We start from the raw sequence: 13,999 nt of genomic DNA on the forward strand, positions 1-13,999 counted from the left end.
GTTAAGGGCGGGGCGGGGACCGTCCCTCGGCGCGCCCCCGGCGCTCAGCCGACGTCCGGTGGGTCGCTTGCGCACCAGCACGGTCCCAGGCGGGCAGCGGGACGCGCGCCCTCCTCGGCGTGCCCCCGGCGCTCAGCCGATGTCCGGTGGGTCGATGCGCACCAGCACGGACTCCGTGCCGCCGCGAGCCGTCCGCGCCGCCCGAGCGTGCTTCAGCGCCGAGGCCAGCGCGGCGCCGCTCCCGGGCGGCACGCGGACCAGCGCGCGGTCCCACTGCTCGCCCGGGGGCGGCCCGCCGGGGCGCCGTGCACGTCCGGCGGGGGTGACCTGGAGCGGGACCGGCCCCAACACCTCGGCGTCCCTCGGCAGTTCCACGGCTCCCAGGAACTCCGTCAGTGCCTCGGGCGGCCCGCAGACGGCCGCCATCCGCGACACGGGCGGAAACCCGAGCTCCGCGCGCTCGGCGAGCTCCCGGACCGCGTGGCCCACCGGGTCCCAGCGCACCAGCGCCTGCACCGGGCGCAGCGTGGCCTCCGCGACGATCACCACGGTGCCGCCGGCCTCCTGGGGCCGCACCAGGGCCGACGCCGTGATCCAGCGGCGCAGGGCCTCCTCCCCCGCCCGGAGGTCGGGCCGGCCGAGCAGCGCCCACCCGTCGAGCAGCAGGGCCGCCGCGTAACCGCCCTCGGCCACGGGCTCGGCGCCGGGGGTGCTCACCACCAGGGCGGGCGTGCCCGGCACCGTGTCGAGCACGTGCTCCCGCCCCGACGTGCGCACCGGGACCGCGGGGAAGGCCCGACCCAGCTCCTCGGCGGTCCGCCGCGCCCCCACCACCTGGGCCCGCAGCCGGAAACCGCCGCACTCGGGGCAGTGCCAGTCGGCGCAGCCCTGTCCGCACCAGGCGCACACCAGGGCCTCGGAGCCGCCCCGGGCCTCCAGGGGGCCGACGCAGTTCCGGCAGCGGGCGGGCGCCCGGCACTGGGCGCACGCGAGCCTCGGCACATAGCCGCGCCGGGGCACCTGCACGAGCACCGGCCCGTGCCGCAGCCCCTCCCTGGCCACCTGCCAGGCGAGTGAGGGGAGCCGGGCCGCGCGGGCCGCCTCGTCGCGGGCGAGGTCGGTGTCGCCGACGGTCCGCACCAGCGGGGCGAGCCGGCGCGTGTGCTCCCGGTCCGCCGTGACCGGCACCGCCCACTCGCTGCGCACCAGTTGGGCGGCCTCGACCGTGCAGCCCCAACTGCCCAGCAGAAAGCCGCACTTGTCACCCGATGCCCGCAGCTCCAGCACTTCGCGCACATGCGGGAAGGGGGCGTTGTCGTCGCTGTGGCTGGAGTCGCCGTCGTCCCAGATCACCACCAGGCCCAGATTCCGCACCGGGGCGAACATCGCGGCGCGGGTGCCCACCACGGCCCGCACGGACCCGCGTCGCACGGCCAGCCATTGCCGGTAGCGCCGCTCCTGGCCCGCGTCGGCGGTCAGCAGGGCGTGCTGTCCCTCTCCCAGCACCTCCGTGAGGGCCGCGTCCACCCGGGCGGCGGACCGGCCGGTCGGCGCGACCACCAGCGCGCCGCGCCCGGAGGCGAGGGTCGCCTGGACGGCGAGGGCGATCTCACCGGCCCACTCGGGGCCGGGCAGCGCCGTCCACACCGCGCGCGGGGCGTGCCCGGCGGCCAGCGCCTGAAGCAGCCGGGGCCCTCGCTCGTAGCGCTGCCAGGGCCCGGGGTGCGGGGCGGGCGGCGGGGGCGGAGCGGGGGGCAGCTGCCCGGCCTCGGCCTTGGCGTGCCGCGGGGGGATCGCGAGTTGGAGCACGTCCGCGAGGCTGCCCGCGTACCGGTCGGCCACCGCGCGGGCGAAGGCGAGCAGTTCGGGGTCGAGGACGGGTTCGGGCGAGAGCACCTGTGCCAGGGCCGCCAACGGCCCCTGATAGTCCGACTCGGCCAGCCGCTCCACGATGTACCCGTCGCGCAGCCCGCCGCCCTCCCGCCGCCCTTCGCGCACATGGTGGGCGCCCGCCCCGAACCGGACGCGCACCCGCACCCCGGGCTGGGCGTCCGCGTCCAGTTCCTCGGGCACCGCGTAGTCGAAGTAGCGGTCGAGGTGCAGTACGCCCTTGTCGACCAGCACTCTGGCGACGGGGAGGTCCTTCGCGAGCGGGGCGCCCCGCCAGGTGCGGGGTCGTGCCCGTGGCGTCTTCGCCTGGCGCACGCTCTCCCGGATGAGCGCAAGCTGCTCGGGCGGCGCCCCCTCGGCACCGCCCCCCGGCCGCTCGTTCTCGCTGCTCACGCCTGCATTCCTACCAAACGCCACTGACAACCGACGCCGCCCGTGTGCCCGTCGGGCGCCCGCGCGCACCCCGCACCGGACGGCCGGGCCGTCCGCCGGACGTCCGGCCGGGCCCTCCCGGGGGGAACGGGCGAGGCCCGGCCCCCGCAGGGGAGCCGGGCCTCGCGCGGGCTCGGGGACGGGCTCTACAGGCCCGCCGCCTCGCGCAGCGCGTCCACGCGGTCGGTCCGCTCCCAGGTGAACTCCGGCAGCTCACGGCCGAAGTGACCGTAGGCGGCGGTCTGGGCGTAGATCGGGCGGAGCAGGTCCAGGTCGCGGATGATGGCGGCCGGACGCAGGTCGAAGACCTCCTCGATGGCCTTCTCGATCCGCTCGGCGTCGACCTTGGCGGTGCCGAAGGTCTCGACGAACAGGCCCACCGGCTCGGCCTTGCCGATCGCGTACGCCACCTGCACCTCGCAGCGCGAGGCGAGTCCGGCCGCGACGACGTTCTTGGCGACCCAGCGCATGGCGTACGCGGCCGAGCGGTCCACCTTGGACGGGTCCTTGCCGGAGAACGCGCCACCGCCGTGGCGGGCCATGCCGCCGTAGGTGTCGATGATGATCTTGCGGCCGGTGAGGCCGGCGTCGCCCATCGGGCCGCCGATCTCGAAGCGGCCGGTCGGGTTGACCAGCAGGCGGTAGTTCTCGGTGTCCAGCTTGATGCCGTCGTCGAGGAGCGCCTTCAGCTCCGGCTCGACCACGAACTCGCGGATGTCGGGCGCGAGGAGCGAGTCGAGGTCGATGTCGGAGGCGTGCTGCGAGGAGACGACCACGGTGTCCAGGCGGACCGCCTTGTCGCCGTCGTACTCGATGGTGACCTGCGTCTTGCCGTCGGGGCGCAGGTAGGGGATGGTGCCGTTCTTGCGGACCTCGGACAGGCGCTTGGCCAGGCGGTGCGCCAGGAAGACCGGCAGCGGCATCAGCGTGGGCGTCTCGTCCGTCGCGTAGCCGAACATCAGGCCCTGGTCGCCGGCGCCCTGGCGGTCCAGTTCGTCGAGTTCTCCCCCTGCGGCGGCACCCTCGACCCGGGACTCGTACGCGGTGTCCACGCCCTGCGCGATGTCCGGGGACTGCGCGCCGATCGAGACCGAGACGCCGCAGGAGGCTCCGTCGAAGCCCTTCTTGGAGGAGTCGTAGCCGATCTCGAGGATCTTGCTGCGGACGAGCGTCGCGATGTCGGCGTACGTCTTGGTCGTGACCTCTCCGGCCACGTGCACCAGACCGGTCGTGATCAGGGTCTCGACGGCGACGCGGGACGACGGGTCCTCGCGCAGCAGTGCGTCGAGAATGGTGTCGCTGATCTGGTCAGCGATCTTGTCGGGGTGACCCTCGGTGACGGACTCCGAGGTGAACAGGCGACGGGACACAACGCTCCCTGGGGTTGCAGCGGCTGCTGGCTGATCATGGGCGGACGGGCTCGGGGGCTGCGCCCGGCACCGTCCTGGGACAGTTTATCTGTCGCGCCCGGTCACGGACCCCCCTGTCTCGCCTCTCGGGAGCGCTGTGACCTGCGGCACGGGCATTCTGCCAATGCCGCCCGCCCCTTGACCAGAGGCGCCACGCCCGAATCGAGTCCGGCTCCACCGTGGTCGGCGGCGTCTCACGCGGTCCCGGCGAGGCGGGGCGCCACCAGGTCCCACACGGTGTCGGCCAGGGCTTCCTTGGGGCCGTGGGGCACGGGTGTCTCGCTGCCGTCAGCGCCGAGGACGACCGCCTCGTTCTCCTCCGAACCGAAGGTCTTGCGCTCCCCCACCTCGTTGACCACGAGGAGGTCGCAGCCCTTGCGCCGCAGCTTCTCCCGGCCGTTGGCCAGGACGTCGTCGGTCTCGGCGGCGAAGCCGACGATCACCTGGCCGGGGCGGGCCCGCTCGGCGGAGATCTCCGCGAGGATGTCCGGATTGCGCACCAGGACGACGGAATCGGGCTCCTGGCCGTCCCTCTTCTTGATCTTCCCCGCGGCGTAGGCGGCGGGACGGAAGTCGGCGACCGCGGCCGCCATCACCACCGCGTCGGCGTCGGCGGCGGCCTTGAGGACGGCCTCGCGCATCTGCACGGCGGTGCCGACGGGGACGACGTCGACGCCCGCCGGGTCGGGCAGCCCGGTGTTGGCGGACACGAGCGTGACGCGGGCGCCGCGCGCGGCGGCGGTGCGGGCGAGGGCGTAGCCCTGCTTGCCGGAGGAGCGGTTGCCGAGGAAGCGCACGGGGTCGAGCGGCTCGCGTGTGCCGCCCGCGCTGACGACGACGTGCCGGCCCGCGAGGTCGGGCTCGGTGACGCCCCTGGCCAGCACGCGGCGGCAGACCTCGAAGATCTCCGCGGGGTCGGGCAGCCGGCCCTTGCCGGTGTCGACCCCGGTGAGCCGGCCGACGGCGGGCTCGATGACGACGGCGCCGCGCCGGCGCAGCGTCGCCACGTTCTCCCGGGTGGCGGGGTGCTCCCACATCTCGGTGTGCATGGCGGGGGCGAAGACCACCGGGCAGCGGGCGGTGAGCAGGGTGTTGGTCAGCAGGTCGCCGGCGAGGCCGTGGGCGGCCCTGGCGAGCAGGTCGGCGGTGGCCGGCGCCACGACGACCAGGTCGGCGTGCTGGCCGATGCGGACGTGCGGGACCTGGTCGACGTCGTCCCAGACCTCCGTGGAGACGGGGTTGCCGGAGAGGGCGGACCAGGTGGCGGCGCCGACGAAGTGCAGCGCGGAGGCGGTGGGCACCACGCGGACCTCATGGCCGGACTCCGTGAATCTGCGCAGCAGCTCGCATGCCTTGTAGGCGGCGATGCCGCCGCTGACCCCCAGAACGACCTTCGGCTTGTCCACCGTCTCTCCCCGCACTCGTCTCTCCCCGCACTCGGCTACGTACGACTCCACTACACACCACAGGCCCGGCAGTGTGACTGCCGGGCCTGTGGAAAAGTCAGCTGAAAGCTGTTGATCGTACTTACTGCGCCGGGCCCTCGATGGCCTCGGACGTCAGCAGACCCGCGTTGATCTCGCGCAGGGCGATCGAGAGCGGCTTCTCGTGGACGTGCGTGTCGACGAGCGGACCGACGTACTCGAGGAGGCCCTCGCCGAGCTGCGAGTAGTACGCGTTGATCTGGCGGGCCCGCTTGGCCGCGTAGATCACGAGGCTGTACTTCGAGTCGGTGGCCTCGAGGAGCTCGTCGATCGGCGGGTTGATGATGCCCTCGGGCGCGGTGATGGAAGAGGACACGCTCTACCTTCCGATGGATGGGAAAGAATCAGTACGGGTGACCGGGGCCGGTGGCGGCGGAAGGCCGCACGGTCACGATCACACGACGTCCATCAAGGCTAGCAGCTCACGCGCCACGTCCTCGACGGAGGTGTTGACCAAGGTCACGTCGAACTCCGGCTCGGCGGCCAGCTCGATCTTCGCGGCGGCCAGGCGGCGCTCGATGACCTCGGGCGGTTCGGTGCCCCGTCCGGTGAGCCTGCGCACCAGCTCCTCCCAGGAGGGCGGAGCCAGGAACACCAGCTGGGCCTCGGCCATGGACTCGCGGACCTGCCGGGCGCCCTGGAGGTCGATCTCCAGCAGGACGGGCTCGCCGGCCTCCAGCCGCTCCAGCACGGCCGCACGCGGCGTGCCGTAGCGGTTGCCCGCGAACTCGGCCCACTCCAGCAGTTCGCCGTTGGCGATCAGCTTGTCCATCTCCTCGTCGGTGACGAAGAAGTAGTGGACTCCGTGCCGCTCGCCGGGGCGGGGCTTGCGGGTCGTCGCCGACACCGAGAGCCAGACCTCGGGGTGTTCCTTGCGCATATGGGCGACGACCGTGCTCTTGCCGACCCCCGAAGGGCCGGAGAGCACGGTCAGCCGCGGACGTTCACTCATGCAGCGATTATTCCAGCAATCCCGCAGTGCCCGGGACTCCCGGTCCGGAGGACCCGGATCAGGAGCCGGTGCTGCCGAACTCACGCTCCAGGGAGGCGATCTGGTTGGAGCCGAGGCCACGCACCCGGCGGCTCTCGGAGATGCCGAGCCGCTCCATGATCTGCTTGGCGCGGACCTTGCCCACGCCCGGCAGGGACTCGAGCAGCGCGGAGACCTTCATCTTGCCGATGACGTCGTTCTCCTGGCCCTGCTTGATCACCTCGTGCAGGGAGGCGCCGGAGTGCTTGAGTCGATTCTTGACCTCGGCCCGCTCCCGGCGAGCCGCGGCGGCCTTTTCGAGCGCGGCTGCGCGCTGTTCAGGGGTAAGGGGCGGAAGAGCCACGCCTACGTCACCTCGGATGTCGATCTGTCGGATACGGACCGGTGAGGAACCTAGTCGCCCCACACCTGGGGAGCCGCGAGCAACACGCTTGCCCGTGGACTCTCGTCGGAGACTAGCGGGCAAGTCCGCCAGAGTCAGCGAGAACAGCGGAAAAGTCCTGGTCAGCCTCCGTGAGGGCAGGCATTTGGGACATACTGCCCAGGATTTGAGGATGTATCCAGCCTCAAGCGGAGCCCGCGCCACCCCCGCGCGCAGTCCGGTGACCGGCCGGAACGCGCTCAGGCGCCTCAGGCACCGGCCACGGCGGCCGCCACCTCCTCGGCGAGGCGTGACGCCGCGTCACGCAGCGCGACCACGTCGGGGCCGTGCCGGAGCACACCGCGGCTGACGTTGGGCACGACGTTGCGCACGGCGGCGCCGAAGACCCGGGGCAGATCCGCCGGCGTGGCGCCCTGGGCCCCGATGCCGGGCGCGAGGAGCGGGCCGTTGATGTCGAGGTCGTACGCCGACAGGTCGCCGAGGGTCGCCCCGACGACCGCGCCGAAGGACCCCAGCGGCTCCTCCCCCGCGTTCTCGGCCGCCAGGTGGCCGAGCACGGTCGCGCCGACGGTACGCCCGTCCGCGCGGACCGCGTGCTGGACCTCGCCGCCCTCCGGGTTCGAGGTCAGCGCGAGGACGAACAGCCCGGCGCCGCTCTCGCGCGCCAGCGCGACGGCCGGGGCCAGCGAGCCGTAGCCGAGGTAGGGCGAGACGGTGAGCGCGTCCGAGAACAGCGGCGAGTCCTCGCGCAGGAACGACTCGGCGTAGGCGGCCATGGTGGAGCCGATGTCGCCGCGCTTGGCGTCCATCACGACCAGCGCGCCGGCCGCGCGCGCCTCCGCCACGGTCCTTTCCAGGACGGCGACGCCGCGCGAGCCGAACCGCTCGAAGAACGCGCTCTGCGGTTTCAGCACCGCGACCCGGCCGGCCAGCGCCGCCACGACCGTGCGGCTGAACCGCTCCAGGCCCGCCACGTCGTCGGCCAGGCCCCATTCGGCGAGCAGGGACGCGTGCGGGTCGATGCCCACGCACAGGGGGCCGCGCTCGTCCATGGCACGGCGCAGTCGCGCGCCGAAGGACTCGGTCATACGGGCTTCCTCACGTCGGCGCCGACCGCGTCGGCGAGGGTGGCGTACGGGCTGGTGCGCAGGCGCGCGGCGAGCCCCTTGTGGACGGCGCGGGCCCAGAAGGGGCCCTGGTAGACGAAGGCGCTGTAGCCCTGCACCAGGGTGGCGCCCGCCAGGATGCGCTGCCAGGCGTCCTCGGCGTCCTCGACGCCGCCGACGCCCACCAGGGTGATCCGGTCGCCCACGCGCGCGTAGAGGCGCCGCAGCACCTCCAGGGAGCGGGCCTTCAGGGGCGCGCCGGAGAGCCCGCCGGTCTCCTTGACCAGGGCGGGCGCGGAGGCCAGGCCGAGCCCTTCGCGCGCGATGGTGGTGTTGGTGGCGATGATGCCGTCCAGGCCCAGCTCGACGGCGAGGTCGGCCACCGCGTCCACGTCCTCGTCGGCGAGGTCCGGCGCGATCTTCACGAGCAGCGGCACCCGGCGGCCGGTCGCCGTGCGGTCGGCGGCCTCGCGCACGGCGCTCAGCAGCGGCCGCAGCGACTCGGCGGCCTGGAGGTTGCGCAGTCCGGGGGTGTTCGGCGAGGACACGTTGACGACCAGGTAGTCGGCGTACGGCGCGAGGCGCTCGGCCGACTTCACGTAGTCGCCGGCCGCGTCCTCCTCCCGGACGGTCTTGGTCTTGGTCTTGCCGATGTTGACGCCCACGACGGTCCGCAGGAGCGGCGTGCGCGAGGCCAGGCGGGCCGCCACGACGAGCGAGCCCTCGTTGTTGAAGCCCATGCGGTTGATCAGCGCGCGGTCGTTCACGAGCCGGAAGAGGCGCTTCCCGGGGTTGCCGGGCTGCGCCTCCCCGGTGACCGTGCCGATCTCGACGTGGTCGAAGCCGAGCATGGCCATGCCGTCGATCGCGACGGCGTTCTTGTCGAAGCCCGCGGCGAGGCCGAAGGGGCCGTGCATGCGCAGTCCGAACGCCTCCGTGCGCAGCTCCTTGTGGCGGGGCGCCAGGGCGGCGGCGAGGAAGGTGCGCAGCACCGGGACGCGCGCGGCGCCGCGGATCCAGCGGAAGGCCAGGTGGTGGGCGCGTTCCGGGTCCATCCTCGTGAAGACCAGGCGGAAGAAGAGCTTGTACATGTCCGTGTCCTCTGGGTCCTTCTGAATCCTTCTGAGCACTTCTGGGTACTTCTGGGTACTTCTCATTGTTTCTGGATACTTCTGGGTCCTTCTGAAGTCTCGGGTGACCTCATGAGGAGCATGAAGAGGGGGACACCGTTTCCGGTGTCCCCCTCCTCGGCTGCTAGTCGCGGGCCGCGGTCAGGTGTTCGGCGTGTTCCTGGAGCGAGCGCACGCCCACGTCGCCGTGGTTCAGGGCGTCGATGCCCTGGACGGCGGCGGCGAGCGCCTGGACCGTCGTCAGGCACGGCACGGACCGCGCCACGGCCGCCGTACGGATGTCGTAGCCGTCGAGGCGGCCGCCGGTGCCGTACGGGGTGTTGACGATGAGGTCGACCCCGCCGTCGTGGATGAGCTGGACGATGGTCTTCTCGCCGTTGGGGCCGATGCCCTCGGACTGCTTGCGCACGACCGTGGCGTTGATGCCGTTGCGCTTGAGCACCTCGGCCGTACCGGAGGTGGCGAGCAGTTCGAAGCCGTGGGCGACCAGTTCGCGCGCGGGGAAGATCATCGAACGCTTGTCGCGGTTGGCGACCGAGATGAACGCGCGGCCCTTGGTGGGCAGCGGCCCGTACGCGCCGGCCTGCGACTTGGCGTACGCCGTGCCGAAGACGGAGTCGATGCCCATGACCTCGCCGGTGGAGCGCATCTCCGGGCCGAGGATGGTGTCGACGCCGCGGCCGTGGATGTCGCGGAAGCGCGACCACGGCATCACGGCCTCCTTGACGGAGATCGGCGCGTCGAACGGCAGCTCGCCGCCGTCGCCGTGCGCCGGGAGCAGGCCCTCGGCGCGCAGCTCCGCGATGGTGGCGCCGAGCGAGATGCGGGCGGCGGCCTTGGCCAGCGGCACGGCGGTCGCCTTGGAGGTGAAGGGGACCGTGCGGGACGCGCGCGGGTTGGCCTCCAGGACGTAGAGGATGTCGCCGGCCATCGCGAACTGGATGTTGATCAGGCCGCGTACGCCGACGCCCCTGGCGATGGCCTCCGTCGAGGACCGCAGGCGCTTGATGTCGAAGCCGCCCAGCGTGATCGGCGGCAGCGCGCACGCCGAGTCGCCGGAGTGGATGCCGGCCTCCTCGATGTGCTCCATGACGCCGCCGAGGTAGAGCTCGCGGCCGTCGTAGAGCGCGTCGACGTCGATCTCGATGGCGTCGTCCAGGAAGCGGTCGACGAGCACCGGCCGCGAGGGGCTGATCTCGGTCGACTCGGCGATGTAGGACTCCAGCCGGGTCTCGTCGTAGACGATCTCCATGCCGCGTCCGCCGAGGACGTACGAGGGCCGCACCAGGACCGGGTAGCCGATCTCGTCGGCGATGGCCTTGGCCCCGGCGAAGGTGGTGGCGGTGCCGTGCTTGGGGGCAGGCAGGCCCGCCTCGGCCAGGACGCGGCCGAAGGCGCCGCGGTCCTCGGCGGCGTGGATGGCCTCCGGGGAGGTGCCGACGATCGGCACGCCGTTGTCCTTGAGCGCCTGCGACAGCCCCAGCGGGGTCTGGCCGCCGAGCTGGACGACGACGCCCGCCACGGGGCCGGCCTGCCGCTCGGCGTGCACGATCTCCAGCACGTCCTCCAGCGTCAGCGGCTCGAAGTACAGCCGGTCGGAGGTGTCGTAGTCGGTGGAGACGGTCTCCGGGTTGCAGTTGACCATGACGGTCTCGTACCCGGCGTCGCTCAGCGCGAAGGAGGCGTGGACGCAGGAGTAGTCGAACTCGATGCCCTGGCCGATGCGGTTGGGGCCGGAGCCCAGGATGATGACCGCGGGCTTCTCGCGCGGGGCGACCTCGCTCTCCTCGTCGTAGGAGGAGTAGAAGTACGGGGTCCGCGCGGCGAACTCGGCGGCGCAGGTGTCGACGGTCTTGTAGACCGGCCGGATGCCCAGCGCGTGGCGGACCTCGCGCACCACGTCCTCGCGCAGTCCGCGGATCTCGCCGATCTGGGCGTCGGAGAAGCCGTGCCGCTTGGCCTCGGCGATCAGGTCCGGGGTGAGTTCGGGCGCCTCGGCGAGTTCGTCGGCGATCTCCTTGATCAGGAAGAGCTGGTCGACGAACCAGGGGTCGATCTTCGTGTACGCGAAGACCTCCTCCTGGGTGGCGCCCGCGCGGATGGCCTGCATGACGGCGTTGATCCGGCCGTCGGTGGGGCGGACCGCCTCCTGGAGCAGCGCGGTCTTGTCGCCGGGCTCGCCGACGAAGGTGAACTGGCTGCCCTTCTTCTCCAGCGAGCGCAGCGCCTTCTGGAACGCCTCGGTGAAGTTGCGCCCGATGGCCATGGCCTCGCCCACCGACTTCATGGTGGTCGTCAGCGTGGAGTCGGCGCTCGGGAACTTCTCGAAGGCGAAGCGGGGGGCCTTGACGACCACGTAGTCGAGGGTCGGCTCGAAGGAGGCCGGGGTCTCGCGCGTGATGTCGTTGGGGATCTCGTCGAGGGTGTAGCCGACGGCGAGCTTGGCGGCGATCTTGGCGATCGGGAAGCCGGTCGCCTTGGAGGCGAGGGCCGACGAGCGCGAGACGCGCGGGTTCATCTCGATGACGATGACCCGGCCGTCCTCGGGGTTCACCGCGAACTGGATGTTGCAGCCGCCGGTGTCGACGCCGACCTCGCGGATGACGGCGATGCCGATGTCGCGCAGGATCTGGTACTCGCGGTCGGTCAGCGTCATCGCCGGGGCGACGGTGATCGAGTCACCGGTGTGCACGCCCATCGGGTCGAAGTTCTCGATGGAGCAGACGACCACGACGTTGTCGTGCTTGTCGCGCATCAGCTCCAGCTCGTACTCCTTCCAGCCGAGGATGGACTCCTCCAGGAGCACCTCGGTGGTCGGGGAGAGCGTGAGGCCCTGGCCTGCGATGCGGCGCAGCTCCTCCTCGTCGTGGGCGAAGCCGGAGCCGGCGCCGCCCATGGTGAAGGACGGGCGGACGACGACCGGGTAGCCGCCCAGTGTCTCGACACCGCCGAGCACGTCGTCCATGGAGTGGCAGATGACCGAGCGGGCGGACTCGCCGTGGCCGATCTTGCCGCGGACGGCCTCGACGACCGCCTTGAACAGGTCGCGGTCCTCGCCCTTGTTGATGGCCTCGACGTTGGCGCCGATGAGTTCGACGCCGTACTTCTCCAGGGTGCCCGCCTCGCTCAGCGAGATGGCCGTGTTGAGGGCCGTCTGACCGCCGAGGGTGGGCAGCAGCGCGTCGGGGCGCTCCTTGGCGATGATCTTCTCGACGAACTCTGGGGTGATCGGCTCGACGTACGTGGCGTCGGCGATCTCCGGGTCGGTCATGATCGTCGCCGGGTTGGAGTTCACGAGGACGACGCGCAGGCCCTCGGACTTCAGGACGCGGCACGCCTGGGTGCCGGAGTAGTCGAACTCGGCGGCCTGGCCGATGACGATCGGGCCGGAGCCGATGACCAGGACGGACTGGATATCGGTGCGCTTAGGCACGCTGGCCCTCCATCAGGGAGACGAAGCGGTCGAACAGGTAGGCGGCGTCGTGCGGGCCGGCCGCCGCTTCGGGGTGGTACTGGACGCTGAAGGCCGGCCGGTCCAGGAGGTGCAGACCCTCCACCACGTCGTCGTTCAGGCAGACGTGGGAGACCTCGGCGCGGCCGTAGGGAGTCTCGGAGACCCGGTCGGCCGGCGCGTCGACGGCGAAGCCGTGGTTGTGCGCGGTGACCTCGACCTTGCCCGTCGTACGGTCCTGCACGGGCTGGTTGATGCCCCGGTGGCCGTACTTGAGCTTGTAGGTGCCGAAGCCGAGGGCGCGGCCGAGGATCTGGTTGCCGAAGCAGATGCCGAAGAGCGGGGTGCCGCGCTCCAGGACCGCCCGCATGACGGAGACGGGGTGGTCGGCGGTGGCGGGGTCGCCGGGGCCGTTGGAGAAGAACACGCCGTCCGGGTGCACGGCGTAGACGTCCTCGGCGGTGGCGGTCGCGGGCAGGACGTGGACCTCGATGCCGCGCTCGGCCATGCGGTGCGGGGTCATGCCCTTGATGCCGAGGTCGACGGCGGCGACGGTGAACCTCGCGGTGCCGATCGGGACGGCCGCACCGTCGGGGCCGATCGCCGGGACGACGTACGCCTCCTTGGTGGCGACCTCGGCGGAGAGGTCGGCGCCCTTCATCTCGGGGGCCTGGCGGACCTCGGCGAGCATGGTGCCCTCGTCGGGCAGGGCGTTGCCGGAGAAGATACCGACGCGCATGGCGCCGCGCTCGCGCAGGTGGCGGGTGAGGGCGCGGGTGTCGATGCCGCAGATCCCGACGACGCCCTGCCGGTGGAGCTCCTCGTCCAGGGAGCGCCGGGAGCGCCAGTTGGACGGCACGCGCGCGGGGTCGCGCACGACGTAGCCGGCGACCCAGATCCGGCCGCTCTCCGGGTCCTCGTCGTTGACGCCGGTGTTGCCGACGTGCGGGGCGGTCATCACGACGACCTGGCGGTGGTACGACGGGTCGGTCAGGGTCTCCTGGTAGCCGGTCATCCCGGTGGAGAACACGGCCTCGCCGAAGGTCACCCCCACGGCCCCGTAGGCGCGGCCGCGGAAGGTCCGGCCGTCCTCCAGGACGAGTACGGCGGGAGTCTTCGCGGCTCCCCTGGTGGAGGTCGTCATCGTTCGGCGCCTTCCGTGCTGTCGGTTTTGATCATGGAGTTGACGGCGTCGACCCACTCGTTGTGCTCGGCCGCCCGGTCGGAGCGGAACCCCGAGTCGATCAGCCGGTCGCCGTGCGCCCAGGTCACGACGAGCAGTCCGCCCTCGGTGAGGACCTTGCCCGCGATGCCCTTGTCGAGCCGGGCCTCGCGCAGTTGCCCCGCCGGGACGAAGAAGTCGGCCGCGCCGGGGCGTACGACGTCCAGTCCCGCGTCCGTCAGGGTGAGCTCGACCCGGCTGCGGTTGCCCAGGCCGTGCGCCACGAGGCGGTCCAGCCACTGGCCGGCGGTGGTGGAACCGTGGTACTGGCCGCTCAGGCTCAGTCTGGCGGCGCCGGGGTCGTCCGGCGCGGTGGGCAGCTCCGGCAGGTCGTTCTGGAGGGTGCCGCGCCACTTCCAGCCCTCGCGCATCAGCCAGTAGACGAGCGCGACGAAGAGGGCGAGACCGATGACCCAGCCGATTCTGGCGGCCCAGTCGGTCACCTCGGCGGACTTCTGTTCGACCGCGAGGCGGGTGGCGAGTCCGGTCATGGGCAGTGTTG

General features: G+C 72.3%; 11 protein-coding genes. All 11 read right to left on the reverse strand.

Annotation, left to right across the window (positions count from 1 at the left end):
• Nucleotides 1-132: 132 nt before the first annotated feature.
• The 11 genes from SZN_RS03415 to SZN_RS03465 all read right to left on the reverse strand — a co-directional run bounded on the left by SZN_RS03415 (nt 133) and on the right by SZN_RS03465 (nt 13,988).
• On the reverse strand, nt 133-2,283 hold the full coding sequence (locus tag SZN_RS03415) for a primosomal protein N' (protein ID WP_007491440.1): 2,151 nt from the start codon (nt 2,281-2,283) through the stop codon (nt 133-135).
• A 185-nt stretch (nt 2,284-2,468) separates the two neighbouring features.
• Nucleotides 2,469-3,692, reverse strand: coding sequence for a methionine adenosyltransferase (gene metK, locus SZN_RS03420; protein ID WP_007491442.1), 1,224 nt, complete (start codon nt 3,690-3,692; stop codon nt 2,469-2,471).
• Between the two features lie 233 nt (nt 3,693-3,925).
• Nucleotides 3,926-5,137, reverse strand: coding sequence for a bifunctional phosphopantothenoylcysteine decarboxylase/phosphopantothenate--cysteine ligase CoaBC (coaBC, locus tag SZN_RS03425; RefSeq protein WP_007491444.1), 1,212 nt, complete (start codon nt 5,135-5,137; stop codon nt 3,926-3,928).
• Nucleotides 5,138-5,258: 121 nt separating this feature from the next.
• Nucleotides 5,259-5,531, reverse strand: coding sequence for a DNA-directed RNA polymerase subunit omega (gene rpoZ, locus SZN_RS03430; RefSeq protein WP_005319902.1), 273 nt, complete (start codon nt 5,529-5,531; stop codon nt 5,259-5,261).
• Between the two features lie 78 nt (nt 5,532-5,609).
• Nucleotides 5,610-6,287, reverse strand: coding sequence for a guanylate kinase (gene gmk, locus SZN_RS03435; RefSeq protein WP_483027198.1), 678 nt, complete (start codon nt 6,285-6,287; stop codon nt 5,610-5,612).
• Entirely contained in the window at nt 6,226-6,549 is a 324-nt protein-coding gene (locus SZN_RS03440) for an integration host factor (protein WP_003977346.1), read from the reverse strand. Before SZN_RS03440 ends, gmk begins: the two co-directional genes overlap by 62 nt.
• 287 nt (nt 6,550-6,836) lie before the next feature.
• Nucleotides 6,837-7,676, reverse strand: a complete 840-nt coding sequence (gene pyrF / locus SZN_RS03445) for an orotidine-5'-phosphate decarboxylase (RefSeq protein ID WP_007491454.1) — start codon at nt 7,674-7,676, stop codon at nt 6,837-6,839.
• Nucleotides 7,673-8,785: a quinone-dependent dihydroorotate dehydrogenase gene (locus tag SZN_RS03450; protein WP_007491455.1), complete on the reverse strand. Its 1,113-nt coding sequence runs from the start codon at nt 8,783-8,785 to the stop codon at nt 7,673-7,675. The genes pyrF and SZN_RS03450 overlap by 4 nt, the downstream gene beginning before the upstream one ends.
• 163 nt (nt 8,786-8,948) lie before the next feature.
• Nucleotides 8,949-12,257, reverse strand: coding sequence for a carbamoyl-phosphate synthase large subunit (carB, locus tag SZN_RS03455; RefSeq protein ID WP_007491457.1), 3,309 nt, complete (start codon nt 12,255-12,257; stop codon nt 8,949-8,951).
• Nucleotides 12,250-13,419, reverse strand: coding sequence for a glutamine-hydrolyzing carbamoyl-phosphate synthase small subunit (gene carA / locus SZN_RS03460; protein ID WP_007491461.1), 1,170 nt, complete (start codon nt 13,417-13,419; stop codon nt 12,250-12,252). The genes carB and carA overlap by 8 nt, the downstream gene beginning before the upstream one ends.
• Complete coding sequence (locus SZN_RS03465) at nt 13,416-13,988, reverse strand: PH-like domain-containing protein (RefSeq protein ID WP_007491464.1); 573 nt, start codon at nt 13,986-13,988, stop codon at nt 13,416-13,418. The genes carA and SZN_RS03465 overlap by 4 nt, the downstream gene beginning before the upstream one ends.
• Nucleotides 13,989-13,999: the final 11 nt, after the last annotated feature.

The sequence above is a fragment of the Streptomyces zinciresistens K42 genome (genome assembly GCF_000225525.1).
In the GTDB taxonomy this organism is placed as follows: domain Bacteria; phylum Actinomycetota; class Actinomycetes; order Streptomycetales; family Streptomycetaceae; genus Streptomyces; species Streptomyces zinciresistens.

Excerpts from the sequence above, each read along its gene's own strand:
- SZN_RS03450 (WP_007491455.1), bottom strand. The coding sequence starts at position 8,785 with ATGTACAAGCTCTTCTTCCGCCTGGTCTTCACGAGGATGGACCCGGAA.
- carA (WP_007491461.1), bottom strand. The coding sequence starts at position 13,419 with ATGACGACCTCCACCAGGGGAGCCGCGAAGACTCCCGCCGTACTCGTC.
- SZN_RS03465 (WP_007491464.1), bottom strand. The coding sequence starts at position 13,988 with ATGACCGGACTCGCCACCCGCCTCGCGGTCGAACAGAAGTCCGCCGAG.
- pyrF (WP_007491454.1), bottom strand. The coding sequence starts at position 7,676 with ATGACCGAGTCCTTCGGCGCGCGACTGCGCCGTGCCATGGACGAGCGC.